The following is a 16474-nucleotide window of genomic DNA, read 5'->3' on the forward strand; positions in this document are numbered from 1 at the left end:
CAGGCCGACCAGGGATCCCTCCCTGCGGCCAACGCCAGACGGAGGTCTCCAAATGGCTACCGGCACTGTTAAATGGTACAACCCCACCAAAGGCTACGGCTTTATCGCTCCCGATGACGGCGGCAAGGACGTCTTCGTCCACGCCTCGGCTGTCGAAACCTCGAGCGTCGGCTCGCTGAACGAAGGCCAGAAGATCTCCTACGAGATCGAGCGCGACTCGCGCTCCGGCAAGGAATCCGCCGGTCGCCTTACGGCGGCTGAGTAGGACACGCTTCGGAACACCATCGCCTTCGACGGCGAGGTGACCAAGCTCCTGCCGCTGGGCGGCCGCAAGGTCCGCCTGGACAACGGCCACGTCGTAACGGTTCTGCCCACGCTCGGTACGCCTCAGGGCGTCTCCGGGCTGGGTGATCCGGTCGTGGTCGAGATCGCCTTCAATCAGCTGAAGGGCTGGCGCCTCGCGCGCCGGCCCTGATGCCTATTCCGTACAGGACGCCCGCATGACCCCGCTCGCCGACATGATCCCCTCGATGACCGACGCCGATCTGGTGACCCTGCGCGCCAACGCCGCCCGTCTGGTCGAACACGGCGCCTCGACCCAGGTCATGGCCGCCAGCGACATCCTGCCGGTCATCGACGCCGAAGTCGCGCGCCGCGCCGCCCTGCCCAAGGCCGCCAAGGCCCCGGTCAAGCGCGCCGCCCCCAAGAAGAAGCTGCCCCCCGTCACCGGCCACCAGACCGCCCTTCCCTCCAGCTGAGATCAGCCCAGGGCCTGATCCAGATCCGCGATCAGGTCCTCGACGTTCTCGACCCCGACCGACAGCCGGATCAGGCTGTCGGTGACGCCGCCCTTCTCGCGGATGTCCTTGGGCACGCTGGCGTGGGTCATGATCGCCGGGTGGTTCACCAGGCTCTCGACCCCGCCCAGCGACTCCGCCAGCGTAAAGACCTGCACCCGTTCCAGCACCCGCTTGGTCCGCTCAAGGTCGCCTTCCAGCACCACCGTCACCATGCCGCCGAAGCCCCCGTGCATCTGGCGCGCGGCCAGTTCGTGCTGCGGATGGGCGATCAGGCCGGGATAGATGACCTTGGCCACGCCCTTCCGGGTCTCCAGCCAACGGGCCACGGTCAGGGCGTTCTCGCAGTGCGCCTTCATCCGCAGCGCCAGGGTCTTCAGCCCCCGGTTGGCCAGGAAGGCGTCGAACGGCCCCATGATCCCGCCGACCGAGTTCTGCAGGAACTTGATCCGCGTCGCCAGGTCGGGATCGGCCGTCACCAGCACCCCGCCGATGATGTCCGAATGGCCGTTCAGGTATTTGGTCGCCGAGTGCATGACCACATCCGCCCCCAGGCTCAGCGGCTGCTGGCAGAAGGGGGTGGCGAAGGTGTTGTCCACGATCAGCAGCAGGCCGTGCGCCTTGGCCACCTTCGACAGGGCGGCGATGTCGGCCAGCTTCATCAAGGGATTGGTCGGGGTCTCGACCCACAGCATCCTGGTCTTGGGCGTGATCGCGGCCTCGACCGCGGCGATGTCGCTCAGGTCCACATAGGCGAAGTCCAGCCCCATGGTCCGCCGACGCACCCGCTCGAACAGCCGCCACGATCCGCCGTACAGGTCGTCGCCGGTCACGATATGATCGCCCGCGTCCAGCAGCTCCAGCGCCGTCGAGGTCGCCGCCATGCCCGAGCCGAAGCCGAACCCGTGCGTCCCGCCCTCCAGGTCCGCGATACAGGCCTCAAACGCCTCGCGCGTCGGGTTCTTGCCCCGCGCATACTCGTAACCCTTGTTCACGCCCGGGCTTTCCTGGGCGTAGGTCGAGGTGGCGTAGATCGGCGTCATCACAGCGCCCGTGGTCGGGTCGGGATGCTGCCCGGCATGGATGGCGCGGGTCGAGAAACCCTGGCTGTTTTTTGTGTCGGCCATGGGATTACCGGTTCAGGCTGAGGTGGTTGATCAGGTCGGTGCGGGTGATCAGACCCACGAACCGCTCGCCGTCCAGCACGATGGCCACCCGGTCGCGGTCGAAGACGGGGATCAGGGCGTCCAGCGGCTCCTTGACCTGAAGCGTGTCCAAGTCGCGCGTCATGGCCGAGGCCACCGGCTTGGCGAACCGTTCCTTGCGGGTGATCTCGTCGGTGTTCATCACCTGGATCAGGTCGCTCTCGTCCAAGATGCCGACCAGGCGGCCGTCTTCAATGATCGGCAATTGGGACACGTCGGCGCCCTTCATCCGCTTGAAGGCCGTGTCCAGGGTGTCGCCCGGACCGGCCACGACCACGTCGCCCTTCTCGTATTTGCGGTTGATCAGGTCCGACAGGTCGCCGTGCAGCTCGCGCTCGCCCAGACCCTGATCCGCCAGCCAGGCGTCGTTGTAGACCTTTGACAGATACTTGGCCCCGGTATCGCAGACGAAGGTGACGCAGGTCTTGGCTTCGGTCTGCTCGCGGCACCAGCGCAGGGCCGAGGCGATCAGCGTCCCCGAGGACGACCCCGCCAGGATGCCTTCCTTCAGCAGAAGCTCGCGCGCCGTGGCGATCGCCTCCGCGTCCGGGATCGAATAGGCCTTATCGATCAGGCTCATGTCCGCCGTATCGGGCACGAAGTTCTGACCGATGCCCTCGACCGTATAGCTGCCGTCCGGCCCCGGCACGCCCTCATTGACGATGCCGGCCAGGGTCGATCCGACCGGATCGGCCAGGACGATCTGAGCCTTGGAGCCGACGCTCTTCAGATAGCGCGCCACGCCGGTGATGGTGCCGCCCGAGCCGATGCCGGCGACGAAGGCGTCCATGTCGCCGCCCGTCTGCTCCCAGATCTCCGGTCCCGTCGTCTTCACATGGGCGTCGGCGTTCGACTGGTTGGCGAACTGGTTGACGTAATAGGCGCCGGGAATGGCCTGCGACAGGCGCTCGGCCATGTCGGTGTAATATTCCGGATGCCCGTGCGGCACGTCCGAACGGGTCAGGCGAACATCGGCGCCCATGGCCCGCAGATGCTGGATCTTTTCCTTCGACATCTTGTCCGGGATGACCAGCAGCACCTTATATCCACGCGCCCGCCCGACCAGAGTCAGGGCCAGGCCCGTATTGCCCGCCGTCGCCTCGACGATCGTGCCCCCTTCCTTCAACCAGCCTTCCTTCTCAGCCGCATCCAGCATCTCGACCGCGATCCGATCCTTGATCGAACCGCCGGGGTTCTGGGACTCCAGTTTCAGCAGCAGCCGGCACTTGCCGGTGTCGATCTTCGTCACCTCCACCATCGGCGTCTTGCCGATCAGATCCAGCGGCGACTTCACGGTCGCGCTCAGGGCGGGGGCGTTCAGGGACATCGAAGACTCCGGTTCAGGACGCAGAGAGGCTGAGGCCTCACATTCACATGGTCAACTCACGCAAGATTTGACCCAAGGGCGCGGTTCCGCGCTACGAAAGACGCAATGACCAATTCATCCAAAAGGCCGCCCGCCGGCCTTCCCGACAAAGACACCCTCCTCGCCTTCCTGCGCGAGGCCGGATCGGCCGAGAAGACCGATATCGCCCGCCACTTCGGCCTGAAGGGCGGCGACCGCCGCGCCCTGCGCGAAATGATCCGCGAACTCGAAGAAGAAGGAAAACTGGGCAAGCGCGGCCGCAAGGGCTTCTCCGAAGCCGGCGCCCTGCCCCCTGTCGGCGTCGCCGACGTGATCGAACGCGACGGCGACGGCGAACTTTACGTCCGTCTGGTCGAGGCCGGCGCCGACGCTCCGCGCGCCATACTGATGCCCGACAAGGGCAAGCCCGGCCCCGCGCCCGGACTGGGCGACCGCCTGCTGGTCAAGTTCCAGCGCGGCGGCGACGGCTGGGAAGCCCGGCTGATCAAGAAGCTGGACGTCGGCACGAACCGCGTCCTGGGCGTGATCCGCAAGTCGGCGCGCGAGACCCGCGTCGAGCCGGTCGACCGCCGCTCCAAGGACGTGCTGCTGGTGCCCCAGGCCCAGTCGGGTGATTTGCGCGACGGCGACCTGGTCCTGGCCGCCATCGAAAAGGGCGAGCAGAGGTTCGGTCCCAAGCGCGGCAAGATCCTGGAGCATATCGGCAAGGAGGACGATCCCCGCGCCGCCTCCCTGATCGCCATCTACGCCCATGGCGTCCCGACCGGCTTCTCCGAGGCCGTCGAGCGTGAGGCCGAGGATCAGGCCCTGCCGACGCTGAAGGGCCGCGAGGACCTGCGCGAGGTCCCCTTCATCACCATCGACCCCGCCGATGCGCGTGACCACGACGACGCCGTCTACGCCGCCCGCGACGAGGATCCCAAGAACCCGAACGGCTGGATCGTCTGGGTCGCTATCGCCGACGTCGCCGCCTATGTGCGGCCCGGAACCCATCTGGACCGCGAGGCGCGGGACAAGGGCAACTCGACCTATTTCCCCGACCGCGTCGAGCCGATGCTGCCCGAGGTGCTGTCGAACGGCCTGTGCAGCCTGAAGGAAGGCGAAAACCGCGCCTGCCTGGCGGTACGGATGGTGTTCGACAAGGACGGCCGAAAGACCGGCCACAAGTTCGTGCGCGGCCTGATGCGGTCGCACGCCAAACTGTCCTACGAACAGGCCCAGGCGGCCATCGACGGGCAACCGGACGACGCCACCGGCCCGATCATGGAGGCCATCCTCTATCCGCTGTGGAACGCCTATCACGCCATGCTCAAGGGCCGGCTGAAGCGCAGCCCGCTGCAGATCGAATCGGCCGAGCGCCGCATCCGCATGGCTCCAGACGGCGGCATCGCCTCAATCGAAAAGCGCGCCTCTCTCGAGGCGCACCGGCTGATCGAGGAGATGATGATCCAGGCCAATGTCTGCGCCGCCGAGACGTTGGAGCAGAAGAAGACGCCCCTGATCTACCGCGTCCACGACGCGCCCAGCCAGGAGAAGATCTTCAACCTGGCCGACTTCCTCTCGACCATCGGCAAGCCGTGGAACAAGGGCGAGCCGGGCACCACCAAACGGTTCAACAAGCTGCTGGACGAGACCCGCGACGGCGAATACGCCGATGTGGTCAACGAAGTGGTTCTGCGCACCCAGATGCAGGCCATCTATTCGCCCGACAACGTCGGCCACTTCGGCCTGAACCTGGATCGCTACGCCCACTTCACCTCGCCGATCCGGCGCTATTCCGACCTGATCGTCCACCGCGGCCTGATCCGGGCGCTGGGCTTCGGCAAGGACGGGCTGACGGATCGCGAGATCGCCGAACTGCCCGCCATAGCCGAGGGCGTGACCATGACCGAGCGCCGGTCGATGGCCGCCGAACGCGACGCCATGGACCGCTATATCGCCGCCTTCCTGGAGGACCGCGTCGGGGCCACCTTCACCGGGCGGATCACCGGCGTCACCCGCTTCGGCCTGTTCATCCGCCTGGACGAGACGGGCGCCGACGGCCTGGTCCCCGTCTCGACCCTGGGCAGCGAATATTTCGCCCACGACGACCGCGCCCACGCCCTGGTCGGCGAACGCACCGGCAAGCGGTTCACCCTGGGCCGCAAGGTCGAGGTCAAGCTGATGGAAGCCACCCCCGTCACCGGCGGCCTGGTGTTCGAGATGCTCAGCGAGCCGGAACCCCGCGACCCCAATGCTCCCGCCCCGCGCTACGGCATCCGAGGACGGGGCGGCGACGGCCCACCGATGCGCGGAAAGGGCCGGCCGGGCGGTCCCAAACCTCGCAACGGCTCCAAGCCGGCGGGCGGACTGAAGGGCGTCAGGAAGGGCAAGCGGAGGTGACCCCCTTCGACGCCGCACAGGACCTGACCGACGCCCCGCGCATCGGCGGCGCCCAGCGGCCCAAGGACGCGGCGACCCTGATCCTGACGCGGGGCGGGTCGCGGCCCGAGGTGCTGATGGGAAGACGGGCGCCAGGGCATGTCTTCATGGCGTCGAAGTGGGTGTTTCCCGGCGGGCGGATCGACCGGGCGGATTTCACCGCCGCCGCAACGGGCGATCTGACCTCCGACGTCGCCCGCAGGCTGGAGGCCGAGGTTCCCGCCCGCCGCGCGCGCGCCCTGGCCCTGACGGCGGTGCGCGAGACATTCGAGGAGACCGGCTTGATCCTGGGCCGCCCCGCGCCGCCCGCCAACACAGCGGGGCCGTGGCGCGAATATCGACAGGCGGGCGCCCTGCCCGACCTGTCGGTCCTGTCCTACATCGCGCGGGCCGTCACACCGCCCGGCCGCACACGCCGGTTCGACGCCCGTTTCTTCATGGCGCCGTCCGAGGCGCTTATGACGCCGGAACCCACCGCCGGATCGGGCGAACTGGACGAGATCGCCTGGCTGCCGCTGGAAGACGCCCGCGCCCTGGACCTGCCCGCCATCACCCGCTTCGTGCTGGGCGAACTGGCCGAGCGCCTGGCCCAGGACCGCGCCAATCCTGACCGCCCCCTGCCCTTCGTCCGCATGGTGCGCGGCCGCCACGTCGTCGATCACAGGGACTGACCATGCCCAGCGCCATAACCCTGCGCCTGACCACAGCCGACCCGGTCCCAGGCGTCGCCTACAGCCTGCAGGACAAGGCCAACGCGCCGGTCGATCCCCGTATCGCTGACGATGGTCCGATCAGTTTCGACGTCCCCGTCACCCTGTCCGACGACGGGCGGCTGACGGGCCCCTTCGTGCGACGCGAAGGACCGTCGCGACGCTTCGTCTATATCGCCATCGGCACATCGGCGGGACAGCACGGCGAATGGAGCCGGCGCGCCAAGATCGACGTCCACGACATTCCCGCCGACCTTCTGGCCCTGGCGCGCGACGGGCGCGTGCTGGAAGTCATCCTGCCCGGCCGGGCCCGCGACCGCGGCCCGGCTTGCGCCACCGTGCGGCGGCTCCAGCCCTGGCGCGCCGTCTGACCTATTCGGCGACCGGCTTCGTCAGGTCGAACTCGACGCGGAAATGCCGGTTCGGACGCCGCAGCTCATAGGCGAACATCCGGTCCGGATGGACCTCCATCGCCCAGACATTGGTGGTCGAGACCGCCGCGTCGTTGGCGTTGAACAGGGCGATCGATTCGGCGTCGACGGGGAATTCCTGCCGCTCGGCCGTGCCCGCCTCCGTCGTATCCCCGCCGTACCAGTGCAGCACGTCGGCCGCGCCGTCCTCATGCCGGTGATCGTGTTTCAGCCGCAGGCCCGTGTCCGTCTTCGTCACCACCCAGGTCCGCGGCCGATCCTCGCCCACGGCGAAGGGAATACGCACCTCTTCCGCCGAACAGTCGCGGACATGCATGATCAACCGTTGGCTGGCGAAGGCGGCGTCGGCTGCGTCGGTCGTGACGACCCGTCCTTCGAATCTCTGGCCGCACAGGGCGTTGAACCGCGCCAGGAAGGCGTCCTGCTCTGGCGTGGAAAAGGCGGACGCCGCGCCTGCGAAAGGCGCGGAAACAACAGCCAGGGCGGCGATGAAGGATGCGATTTTCATGCGACGACATTATATGTGCGCCGCGTCGCATCAACGTGGCATCGCGCCCGTTGACTTTGGGGCGCGGCTGAGTATGTTCCGCGCCTCTTATTTTAAGCGGCTTTCGCCGTCGCAGAGGTAATTCCGATGGCCAAACCGGCTTCCATCAAGATCCGCCTGAACTCCACGGCCGACACCGGCTTCTTCTACGTCACCAAGAAGAACGCCCGCACCATGACCGAAAAAATGGTCGTCAAGAAGTACGACCCGGTCGTGCGCAAGCACGTCGACTTCAAGGAAGGCAAGATCAAGTAAGGGCTCAAGGCCCGGCGACCCTCGCACGATCCGAGGGCGCCTTGATCTGAGACTGAAAATGAAACGCCCGGCGGGTCATCCGCCGGGCGTTTTCAGTTGCTTGTCGTTCTTCTCGACATCGTCTGACAACGGAGACAAGCGACGTCAGGCCGCCTTGGCGATGACCTTGTTCCGGCCGCCCGCCTTGGCCTCATACACCCCTTCGTCGGCGCGTTTCAGCAGGGCTTCGGGCGTATCGCCGGCGCCGGTCGTGGCGGCGACCCCGATCGAGATGGTGATAGTCAGCAGTTCCTTGCCGCCCATGACCCGGAAGGGCGCGGAGGCGATGTCCCGGCGAATCCGTTCCGCAACGATCCGCGCGTCTTCCAGACTGGCGCCCGGCATGACCACCACGAATTCTTCGCCGCCCATCCGGCACGGCACGTCCACGGCGCGGACATTGGTGGCCAGTCGCACGGCGAACTCGGCCAGAACCTCGTCGCCGGCGTCATGACCGAAGCCGTCGTTGACGGATTTGAAGTGGTCGATGTCCAGCACCAGCACCGCCACCGTCGCGCCCCCATGCGCGGCCCGCCCGACCAGGGCCCGCAACTGCCCGGTCATGTAGCGACGGTTATGCAGACCGGTCAGGGCGTCGGTGACGGCCATCTCCAGGCTGCTGTCCAGTTTCTGACGCAGGAAATCGGTGTAGCGTTTGCGGCGGATCTGGGTTCGCGCACGCGCCGAAAGCTCCTCGGGATCGATCGGGCGCGGCAGGATGTCGGTGGCGCCCAGTTCCAGCGCCTTGACCATGCGCGGCCGTTCCTTCGGCTCGACAATGGCCAGGATCGGAGCGCGACGCGCATCGCCCGACTTGGCCAGGGCCACGACCCGCAGCCCGTCGAAGCTTTCGGCGGAGACATTGACGATGATCAGGTCCAGCGGACCCTTGGCGGTCGCCAAGGCGGCCTCCGGATCGGACTCTATGGAGACGCGGTGCTCGCGTCCCAGTTCGGCGGCGATCGTCTGGGCCTGGCTCGCATCGTCGTCGATGATCAGGACCCGGCCGCCCTCGCTGCGCAACCGCGCGGCCCCCTCGCCGTCCACGCCCATGCGCCGGCTGCTTTCCTCGCGCTCGCGCAGTTCGTCCATCACCTGCTTCAGCCGCGTCAGCGACTTGACGCGCGCGAACAGGACCACGTCGTCGATCGGCTTGGTCAGGAAGTCGTCGGCCCCCGCCTCAAGCCCTCGGATACGATCCTCGCGTCCGTCCAGCGCGGTCACCAGCACCACCGGTATGTGCCGCGTCTCGGCCCGCGCCTTCAGCCGCCGACAGGTCTCGAACCCGTCCATGCCGGGCATCATCACATCCAGCAGGATCATGTCCGGCTGATGCTCCGTCGCCAGATCCAGCGCGGTCGCCCCGTCGTTGCAGGTCAGGACGTCGTAATATTCGATGGTGAGCTTGGCCTCGAGCAGACGGACGTTCACGTCCACGTCGTCGACCACCAGAATCCGCGCGCTCATCCCAGATGCTGCCGGATGGTTTCGAGGAAATGCATGACGGAGATCGGCTTGGAGATATAGGCCTCGCACCCGCCCTGGCGGATGCGTTCCTCGTCGCCCTTCATGGCGAAGGCCGTAACGGCGATCACCGGGATATGGTTCAACTCCTCGTCGTCCTTCAGCCATTTGGTGACTTCGAGACCGGAGATTTCAGGCAGCTGAATATCCATCAGGATCAGGTCCGGATGATGCGCGCGCGCGAGAGCCAGAGCCTGCAGTCCCTCACGGGTCTGCAGGGTCTCGTAGCCCTGGGAATCGAGCAGATCATGAAAAAGCTTCATGTTCAGCTCGTTATCCTCGACGATGAGGACTTTCTTGGACATCATCACCTGACCTGCGGGGCCCCTCACAACGGGGCGCCTCGTGCGGTGGAATAGTGGGCGCCCAGTCTTAAGTTGGGGTGAAGCCAAGGTTACGGAGACCTTAAGCGTGGCCATGAAGGCCGTCTGCCGCGACTGCCTGTGGACCGGCGCCGACCCCGCCGGACCGCCGGACCGACGCTGCCCGTCGTGCGGCTCCCGTCGCCTCGTCGCCGATCCGGAACTGAACCAGTTGTCCATCGCCCACATGGACTGCGACGCCTTCTACGCCTCGGTGGAGAAGCGTGATCGGCCCGAACTGCGCGACAAGCCGGTCATCGTCGGCGGGGGCAAGCGCGGCGTGGTGTCCACCGCCTGCTATGTCGCGCGCCAGTACGGCGTCGGCAGCGCCATGCCGATGTTCAAGGCGCTGAAGGCCTGTCCAGAGGCCGTGGTGATCAAGCCGAACTTCGCCAAATACGTCTTCGAATCGGAACGCATCCTCGGCGCCCTGGGCCGGCTGACGCCCCTGATCCAGCCGCTGTCGCTGGACGAGGCCTGGGTGGACCTTTCGGGGACCGAGCGGCTGAACGGCGGTCCGCCCGCCTTCCAGCTGATTCGCTTCCAGAAACAGATCGAGGAAGAAACCGGCCTGACGGTCTCCATCGGCTTGGCCCCCAACCGCTTCCTGGCGAAGATGGCGTCGGAGATGGACAAGCCGCGGGGCTTCTCCGTCGTCGGCGCCGCCAACGCCCAGGCTCTTCTGGCGCCGCGCCCCGTCACCGCCCTGCCCGGCGTCGGCCCGGTGTTCGGCAAGGCGCTGCGCAGCGACGGCTACGCCACCATCGGCGACCTGGCGAAGGCGGACCTCCGTGACCTGGTCAAGCGCTACGGCGAATCGGGCCTACGCCTGCATGATCTGGCCCACGCCCGCGACGCCCGCGCCGTGAACCCCGAGCGCGACCGCAAGGGCATGAGCGCCGAAACGACCTTCAACGAAGACCTGAGCTCTCAGGAGGCGCTGGAGGCCGAGCTCTGGCCCCTGTGCGAGAAACTGGCGTCCAAGGCCCGGCGCGACGGCGTCGCCAGCCGCGTTCTGGTGCTGAAACTGCGGCGCAGCGATTTCAAGATCATCACCCGCCGCGTCAGCCTGGCCGACCCGATCCAGACCGCCCGCGCCCTGTTCGCCGCCGGCCGCGACCTGCTGAAGCCGGAACTGGGTCCGCCCTACCGGCTGATCGGCATCGGCATGGCCGACATCCAGGACGCCGACGACGCCCCCGCCGGCCTGTTCCAGACCCCCGAGACCCGCGCCCTGAAAACGGAACGCGCCATCGACGCCCTGCGCGAAAAATTCGGCAAGGACGCCGTGGTGGCGGGGCGGGCGTTGAAGCCCTAGGAAGCGGCATGGATCTCGCCAAACGCGCCTACGACCACGGCTTCCGCCTGGACCCCATCGTCCGCAGCCTGCTGGACACCGACTTCTACAAGCTGCTGATGCTGCAGATGATCTGGCGCGAGCATCGCGACACGCCGGTCGTCTTCCAGGTCATAAACCGCACCCGGTCCGTCCGCCTGGCCGACGAAATCGACATTGGCGCCCTGCGCGAACAACTGGATCACGCCCGCACCCTGGGCTTCACCAACAAGGAACTGGTCTGGCTGGCGGGCAACAGCTTCTATGGCGTGAAGCAAATCTTCTCGCCCGACTTCATCGGCTGGCTGACCGACTATCGCCTGCCCGACTACGACCTGTCGGTTCAGGACGGCCAGTATGTCCTGACCTTCGCGGGCGCTTGGGCCGAGGTGACGCTGTGGGAGATTCCGGCCCTGGCGATCCTGAACGAACTGCGCTGCCGCGTTGGTCTGCGGCGGCTGGGCCGGTTCGAGATGGACGTCCTCTACTCCCGCGCCAAGACCCGGCTCTGGTCCAAGGTCGAGCGGTTGCGGCGCTTGCCCGATCTGGCCCTGTCCGACTTCGGCACCCGCCGTCGCCACGGTTTCCTGTGGCAGCGCTGGTGCATACAGGCGCTCAAGGAGGGGCTGGGCCAGGCCTTCATCGGCACCTCCAATGTGCTTCACGCCATGGAGAACGATCTTGAGGCCATCGGCACGAACGGCCACGAACTGCCGATGGTCCTGGCCGCCCTGGCGCCCGACGACGCGGCCCTGGCCCGGACCCCCTATGCGGTGCTGGACGAGTGGCGCAGACATTACGGCGGCAATCTGCTGGTCGTCCTGCCCGACGCCTTCGGCACCGAGGCCTTTCTGGACCAGGCGCCCGACTGGGTCGCCGACTGGACCGGCTTCCGTCCCGATTCAGCCCCGCCCATCGCCGCGGGCGAACGGCTGATCGACTGGTGGCGCGCCCACGGCCGCGATCCGAAGGAGAAGCTGCTGATCTTCTCGGACGGCATGGACATCGACGGCATCGAAGCCGCCCACGCCCATTTCCACGGCCGCGTCCGCCTCAGCTTCGGCTGGGGCACCAATCTGACCAATGACTTCCGCGACTGTTCGCCGGCCTTCGCGCCCGAGCTGGAGCCCATCTCCCTGGTCTGCAAGGTGGCGGAGGCCGGCGGCCGGCCGGCGGTCAAACTGTCGGACAACCCGGAAAAGGCCGTCGGCGATCCGGCCGAGATCGAACGCTATCGCCGCGTCTTCGGCGTGCGCGGCCTGACGGCCCAGCCCGTCGTCGTCTGAAACCCGGCCTTAAGCCCCTTTCGGCCATAAGGGCGGGATGAACGCCTTCATCGACAAGATGCGCCGCCGCGCCGGCCGTTACCTCGACGTCCGCGCGGAGATGATCCAGCCCGCGCGCGGCGTCCTCAGCCTGTCGTTCGACGACATCCCCGCCTCGGCCTGGCTCGAGGCCGGGCCGATCCTGGCCGAGCATGGCGTCAAGGCCACCTATTATGTCTGCGGCGGCCTGTCGGGCGGTCGCAATCTGGACCTGCCGCAGTTCGAGACCGAACACCTCCAGGCCCTGCACGAGGCCGGGCACGAGGTCGGCTGCCATACCTATGAACACGTCTCGACCCTGACCCTGTCGCCCGCCGAACTGGACGCCAGCCTGGCCCGAAACGCCGCCTGGGTGTCGGAACGTCTGGACGACTATCAGATGCTCAGCTTCGCCTATCCGTTCGGCGATTGCGCCCTTGGGGCCAAGCCGGTGATCGACCGCCGCTTCCTTTGCGGCCGCGGCGTGCGCGACGGGATCAACGCCGGCCGCGTGGACCGCAATCTGTTGCAGGCTGTCGGGCTGGAGAGCCGCCGCCTGCCCGGCTATGATCTGGAACAGATGGTCGCAGACACGGCGGCGTCTAGGGGCTGGCTGATCGCCTACGGCCATGACGTCAGCGACGCTCCCACCCCCTACGGCTGCCGCCCTGAGGATATCGACCGGTTGATCCGCCTGGCCAAAGCGGCCGGTCTGGACATACAGCCGGTCGCGGCGGCGTGGGCGATGGCGGCCTATTAGCCACCGCCGTCACTTGCGCCTACGCTTGATGAGAAGCGGCCTCTTCCATCTTCCGCCGATCCGCCCAGGCGATCAGCTCCTTCCTCGGCCAGACCATCAGCCACGACCGCGCGGTGTATTCACCGCTGTCGATCAAGGCCTTACGCGACGCCGAGGCCGTTCCGGCCCGCTCCGTATGGATCTCGCCCGGCCCCTGGTGAACCATGAAGGCGCCGCCCTTCAGCGGGTTGAGCCGCAGGTGCGCCAGGCGCGGGCTGATCTCGGTCAGGGGCGGATCATAGAACCAGCTGGAGCCGATCATCCCCGCCAGCTCCGGCCGCGTCCGGCAGATTTCCGCCGCCGTGGCCCAGGCCTCGTTCCAGCCGTCCTCGTTGAAGCCGCGCAGCCAGCGGCTCTCGGTATGGACCTCCAGCCAGGGCTCGCGTTTCGCCCCCGCCGCCAGATAGCGGAACAGCGGGCCGAAGCCCCAGCCCTCGCGGACATGTTTGATGATCTGTCCCGGACCGACCGGTGAACTGAGGTCGATCACCTGGCTCTTGGCCCCCGGCACGCTGAGCGCCAGGGAAAAGCGCACATCCTTGGACCAGTGATCGAAGTCGTAATCCCCCTCGGCCTTGCTCAGAAAGGCGGCGAGCTGGTCGATCCAATAAGGGTAGAGCGCCAGGACCTCGGCCGGCAGGGCCATGGCCTTCACCCGGTCCGGCAGACCCAGGGCCCAGGCCGCGACCAGGCCGCGTCGCACGTCGTCCGACACGCTCGGCCCCAGCAGGCCGTCCACCGCCTTGGCCGGCATTTCGAAGTCCCAGTGGGGCGCAGCCTCGGCGGCTCTGACCGCCGCCGGCTCCAGAGCCGCGTCCACGCGCGCCCGATCCTCGGGCGACAGCCGCGCCAGAACGGCCTGGAAGGCGGAGACGTCGGGAGTCAGGTGCAGATCCATGGGCCACACCATGACACGGCCCGGTTGGCGAAGCTTTAAAGCCACGCGACCGGTGACGCCGCCCTTGCGCCGCGCTAAACCGCCAACCAGATCAAGGAGCCCCCATGAGCATCGAAGCCCGCATCGCCGAACTCGGCATCACCCTGCCGGAACCCGCCAAGGCGGTGGCCAACTATGTGCCCTTTGTCCAGACGGGCGCCATGGTCCATGTGTCGGGCCAGCTGTCGAACGACGCCTCGGGCGGGGTCAAGGGCACGGTCGGCGTGGACGTGACGCCGGACCAGGCCAACGCCGCCGCCCGCCTGTGCGGGATCAACCTGCTGGCCCAGATCAAGGCCGCCTGCGACGGCGACCTGAACCGGGTGGTGCGGATCGTGAAACTGGGCGGCTTCGTCCAGGCCGGTCCGGAGTTCGAGGCCATTCCCGCCGTCATCAACGGCTGCTCGGACCTGATGGTCGAGGTGTTCGGCGACGCCGGCCGCCACGCCCGCTCGGCCGTGGGCGTCTACAAGTTGCCTCTCGGATTCGCGGTCGAGGTCGACGCCATCGTGGAGATCCGTTGACCTTCACCCTCACGGTCCACGAGGGGATCGCCGACATCGGCCGCGAGGCCTGGGACGCCTGCGCGCGTCCCACCGGCGATCCCTTCGTCTCCTACGACTTTCTGCACGCCTGCGAGGCCTCCGGCAGCGCGGCCCCGCCGGAAGGCTGGGCGGCGCGCCACCTAGCCCTGCGTGACGAGGACAACGCCGTCCTCGGCGTCATGCCCCTCTATCTGAAGGGCCACAGCCAGGGCGAATACGTCTTCGACCACAGTTGGGCCGACGCCTATGAGCGCGCCGGCGGCCGCTATTATCCCAAGCTGCTCGGCGCCGTGCCCTTCACCCCGGCGACCGGGCCGCGTTTCCTCAATCATCCCGACACAGACGCCGCGACGGTGCGGCAGGCCCTGCTCCAGGGCGCCCTGACCCTGGTGGAGCGGATGGGGGTGTCGTCCCTGCACGTCAATTTTCCGACCGAGGTCGAGTGGACGGACATGGCCCAGGCCGGCCTGCTGCCGCGCCAGGACATCCAGTTCATCTGGCGCAACGACGGCTATCAGACCTTCGACGACTTCCTGGCCGCCCTGTCGGCCAACCGGCGCAAGACCATCCGCCGCGAACGCCGCGACGCCCAGGCCGATCTCGACATCCGCGTCCTGACCGGCGCCGAAATCACCGAGGCCCATTGGGACGCCTTCTTCGCCTTCTACATGGACACGGGCGACCGCAAATGGGGCCGGCCTTATCTGACGCGGGACTTCTTCACCCGGGTCGGTGAGACGATGGCGGACCGCATCGCCCTGGTCATGGCCTTCCGCGACGAAACGCCCATCGCCGGCGCCCTGAACTTCATCGGCCGCAACGCCCTGTACGGCCGCCAGTGGGGCACGCTGGAAGAGGTGCCCTTCCTGCATTTCGAGCTCTGCTATTATCAGGCCATCGAGTTCGCCATTGCGCGCGGCCTGTCCCGCGTCGAGGCCGGCGCCCAGGGTGAGCACAAGATCGCGCGCGGCTATCTGCCCTCGCCGGTCTATTCCGCCCACTTCATCGCCGACCCCGCGCTGCGCGGTCCGGTGGCCGACTATCTCCGGCGTGAAGGTCCTGCCGTCGAGGCGCAAAGGCTGGAGATGACCGCGGAACTGTCGCCGTTCAAAGGAAATGGCTGATTCCCGCCCCCTGCGCGGATTCGACGCCCCGGCGTCGGAACTCAGTCCAATCGCGCCAGCACCGGGTCGAGCGAAGCGAGAAAATGCGCCCATCCTGTCTTTGCGCCCTGATAGAATTGGTCTTGGCCGTCCTGAAAGCCCGAATGCTCCATTCGCAAACTCGCGCCCGTAGCCGAAGGCGCAAGCGTCCAGGTCACCACGCTTTCAAGGCCATGGGCGGACCAGCTGTAGGTCAGGGTTCTGTTCGGTTCGATTTCCAGAACCTTGCAGGATACCGCCCCCCAATCTCCGCGAAACTCGAAGGCGTGGCCGAGCTCGGCCTGAAAATCGTTCTTCATCAGCCACTCTGCGATCAGGTGGGGCTGCGTCAGTGCGCGCCAGATCTTCTCCGGCGGATAGGGAAACTCCCTCTCGATGACGACAGAGCGAATTTGGGTTGCAACCTCGGTCATTGGTCCATCCTCTGGAGTAGATTATCGAGCTCGTCGAACCGACCTCGCCAGAAGTCGGTCATTCTCCCTGTCCAGTCGTTCAGCGGCGCAAGGGCGTCGGCGCGCGCGCTGTAATGGGTTTCTCGTCCTTGGCGACGATCGCGCACCAGGCCTGCCTGCTTGAGGACGCCGAGGTGTTTTGAGACTGCAGGTTGGGAAACGCCGGACTGTGCAGTAAGCGCGTGCACCGTCTGCTCTCCCTCACGACACAGGCTTTCGAAAAGTCCGCGTCTGGTCGGATCAGCCAAGGTCGTGAAAAGCAGTTCGTGCGAGGCAGACAT

General features: G+C 67.1%; 20 protein-coding genes. 12 read left to right on the forward strand and 8 right to left on the reverse strand.

Translation table 11 applies throughout. The features are described 5' to 3' along the window. The first annotated feature begins 52 nt into the window (after positions 1–52). From GYM46_RS01385 to GYM46_RS01395, 3 genes are read left to right on the forward strand one after another with little or no spacing between them, the layout of a single operon-like run. Positions 53–265, forward strand: coding sequence for a cold-shock protein (locus GYM46_RS01385; protein ID WP_008260450.1), 213 nt, complete (start codon positions 53–55; stop codon positions 263–265). A gap of 36 nt (positions 266–301) precedes the next feature. Further along, the gene (locus GYM46_RS01390) at positions 302–475 is read left to right on the forward strand and encodes a hypothetical protein (protein ID WP_008262128.1); all 174 of its coding nucleotides are present in this window, start codon (positions 302–304) and stop codon (positions 473–475) included. Positions 476–500: 25 nt separating this feature from the next. Beyond that, complete coding sequence (locus tag GYM46_RS01395; protein WP_008260096.1) at positions 501–758, forward strand: hypothetical protein; 258 nt, start codon at positions 501–503, stop codon at positions 756–758. A gap of 2 nt (positions 759–760) precedes the next feature. Here the strand turns inward: GYM46_RS01395 and GYM46_RS01400 are convergent, their stop codons facing one another. Then, complete coding sequence (locus GYM46_RS01400) at positions 761–1924, reverse strand: cystathionine gamma-synthase (RefSeq protein WP_008262149.1); 1164 nt, start codon at positions 1922–1924, stop codon at positions 761–763. Positions 1925–1928: 4 nt separating this feature from the next. After that, positions 1929–3329, reverse strand: a complete 1401-nt coding sequence (locus GYM46_RS01405; RefSeq protein ID WP_008259011.1) for a pyridoxal-phosphate dependent enzyme — start codon at positions 3327–3329, stop codon at positions 1929–1931. Positions 3330–3434: 105 nt separating this feature from the next. On the opposite strand from GYM46_RS01405, the gene rnr reads away from it, so the two are divergent. Genes rnr through GYM46_RS01420 form a run of 3 tightly spaced genes read left to right on the forward strand, consistent with a single transcriptional unit; the run spans position 3435 to position 6870 of the window. Further along, on the forward strand, positions 3435–5750 hold the full coding sequence (gene rnr, locus GYM46_RS01410; RefSeq protein WP_008263213.1) for a ribonuclease R: 2316 nt from the start codon (positions 3435–3437) through the stop codon (positions 5748–5750). After that, the gene (locus GYM46_RS01415) at positions 5747–6460 is read left to right on the forward strand and encodes an NUDIX hydrolase (RefSeq protein ID WP_008262107.1); all 714 of its coding nucleotides are present in this window, start codon (positions 5747–5749) and stop codon (positions 6458–6460) included. Before rnr ends, GYM46_RS01415 begins: the two co-directional genes overlap by 4 nt. A 2-nt stretch (positions 6461–6462) precedes the next feature. After that, positions 6463–6870 carry a DUF5990 family protein gene (locus GYM46_RS01420; RefSeq protein WP_008261411.1) on the forward strand — a complete coding sequence of 136 codons (408 nt, stop codon included), beginning with the start codon at positions 6463–6465 and terminating at the stop codon, positions 6868–6870. 1 nt (position 6871) lies between these two features. Here GYM46_RS01420 and GYM46_RS01425 read toward each other — a convergent pair whose 3' ends face one another. Continuing rightward, positions 6872–7438, reverse strand: a complete 567-nt coding sequence (locus GYM46_RS01425) for a hypothetical protein (RefSeq protein WP_008263059.1) — start codon at positions 7436–7438, stop codon at positions 6872–6874. 126 nt (positions 7439–7564) lie between these two features. Here GYM46_RS01425 and rpmG point away from each other — a divergent pair, with 126 nt between their 5' ends. Next, positions 7565–7732 (forward strand): 50S ribosomal protein L33, encoded by a 168-nt coding sequence (rpmG, locus tag GYM46_RS01430; RefSeq protein WP_008262536.1) that lies wholly within the window; start codon positions 7565–7567, stop codon positions 7730–7732. Positions 7733–7876: 144 nt separating this feature from the next. On the opposite strand, the gene GYM46_RS01435 is transcribed toward rpmG, so the two are convergent. Further along, positions 7877–9238, reverse strand: a complete 1362-nt coding sequence (locus GYM46_RS01435; RefSeq protein ID WP_008259257.1) for a PleD family two-component system response regulator — start codon at positions 9236–9238, stop codon at positions 7877–7879. Further along, positions 9235–9600: a response regulator gene (locus GYM46_RS01440; RefSeq protein ID WP_164952723.1), complete on the reverse strand. Its 366-nt coding sequence runs from the start codon at positions 9598–9600 to the stop codon at positions 9235–9237. Before GYM46_RS01440 ends, GYM46_RS01435 begins: the two co-directional genes overlap by 4 nt. A 112-nt stretch (positions 9601–9712) precedes the next feature. Here GYM46_RS01440 and GYM46_RS01445 point away from each other — a divergent pair, with 112 nt between their 5' ends. The 3 genes from GYM46_RS01445 to GYM46_RS01455 are packed head-to-tail and all read left to right on the forward strand — an operon-like array spanning position 9713 to position 13057. After that, a complete protein-coding gene (locus GYM46_RS01445; RefSeq protein ID WP_040349402.1) occupies positions 9713–10975 on the forward strand; it encodes a DNA polymerase IV in 1263 nt (420 codons plus the stop codon). Positions 10976–10983: 8 nt separating this feature from the next. After that, on the forward strand, positions 10984–12279 hold the full coding sequence (locus GYM46_RS01450; protein WP_008262434.1) for a nicotinate phosphoribosyltransferase: 1296 nt from the start codon (positions 10984–10986) through the stop codon (positions 12277–12279). Positions 12280–12316: 37 nt separating this feature from the next. Beyond that, positions 12317–13057, forward strand: coding sequence for a polysaccharide deacetylase family protein (locus GYM46_RS01455; RefSeq protein WP_008260473.1), 741 nt, complete (start codon positions 12317–12319; stop codon positions 13055–13057). Between the two features lie 19 nt (positions 13058–13076). Here the strand turns inward: GYM46_RS01455 and GYM46_RS01460 are convergent, their stop codons facing one another. After that, positions 13077–13994 carry a hypothetical protein gene (locus GYM46_RS01460; protein WP_008260238.1) on the reverse strand — a complete coding sequence of 306 codons (918 nt, stop codon included), beginning with the start codon at positions 13992–13994 and terminating at the stop codon, positions 13077–13079. Positions 13995–14098: 104 nt separating this feature from the next. Here GYM46_RS01460 and GYM46_RS01465 point away from each other — a divergent pair, with 104 nt between their 5' ends. Together GYM46_RS01465 and GYM46_RS01470 are read left to right on the forward strand one after the other, a co-directional pair. Continuing rightward, positions 14099–14557: a RidA family protein gene (locus tag GYM46_RS01465; RefSeq protein WP_008260605.1), complete on the forward strand. Its 459-nt coding sequence runs from the start codon at positions 14099–14101 to the stop codon at positions 14555–14557. Beyond that, the gene (locus tag GYM46_RS01470) at positions 14554–15702 is read left to right on the forward strand and encodes a GNAT family N-acetyltransferase (RefSeq protein WP_008263329.1); all 1149 of its coding nucleotides are present in this window, start codon (positions 14554–14556) and stop codon (positions 15700–15702) included. The genes GYM46_RS01465 and GYM46_RS01470 overlap by 4 nt, the downstream gene beginning before the upstream one ends. A 41-nt stretch (positions 15703–15743) precedes the next feature. On the opposite strand, the gene GYM46_RS01475 is transcribed toward GYM46_RS01470, so the two are convergent. Continuing rightward, positions 15744–16154 carry an SRPBCC family protein gene (locus tag GYM46_RS01475; RefSeq protein WP_008261182.1) on the reverse strand — a complete coding sequence of 137 codons (411 nt, stop codon included), beginning with the start codon at positions 16152–16154 and terminating at the stop codon, positions 15744–15746. Beyond that, positions 16151–16474, reverse strand: a complete 324-nt coding sequence (locus GYM46_RS01480) for an ArsR/SmtB family transcription factor (RefSeq protein ID WP_040349992.1) — start codon at positions 16472–16474, stop codon at positions 16151–16153. Before GYM46_RS01480 ends, GYM46_RS01475 begins: the two co-directional genes overlap by 4 nt.

Origin of the sequence: Brevundimonas mediterranea (assembly GCF_011064825.1) — a bacterium.
Lineage (GTDB): Bacteria > Pseudomonadota > Alphaproteobacteria > Caulobacterales > Caulobacteraceae > Brevundimonas > Brevundimonas mediterranea_A.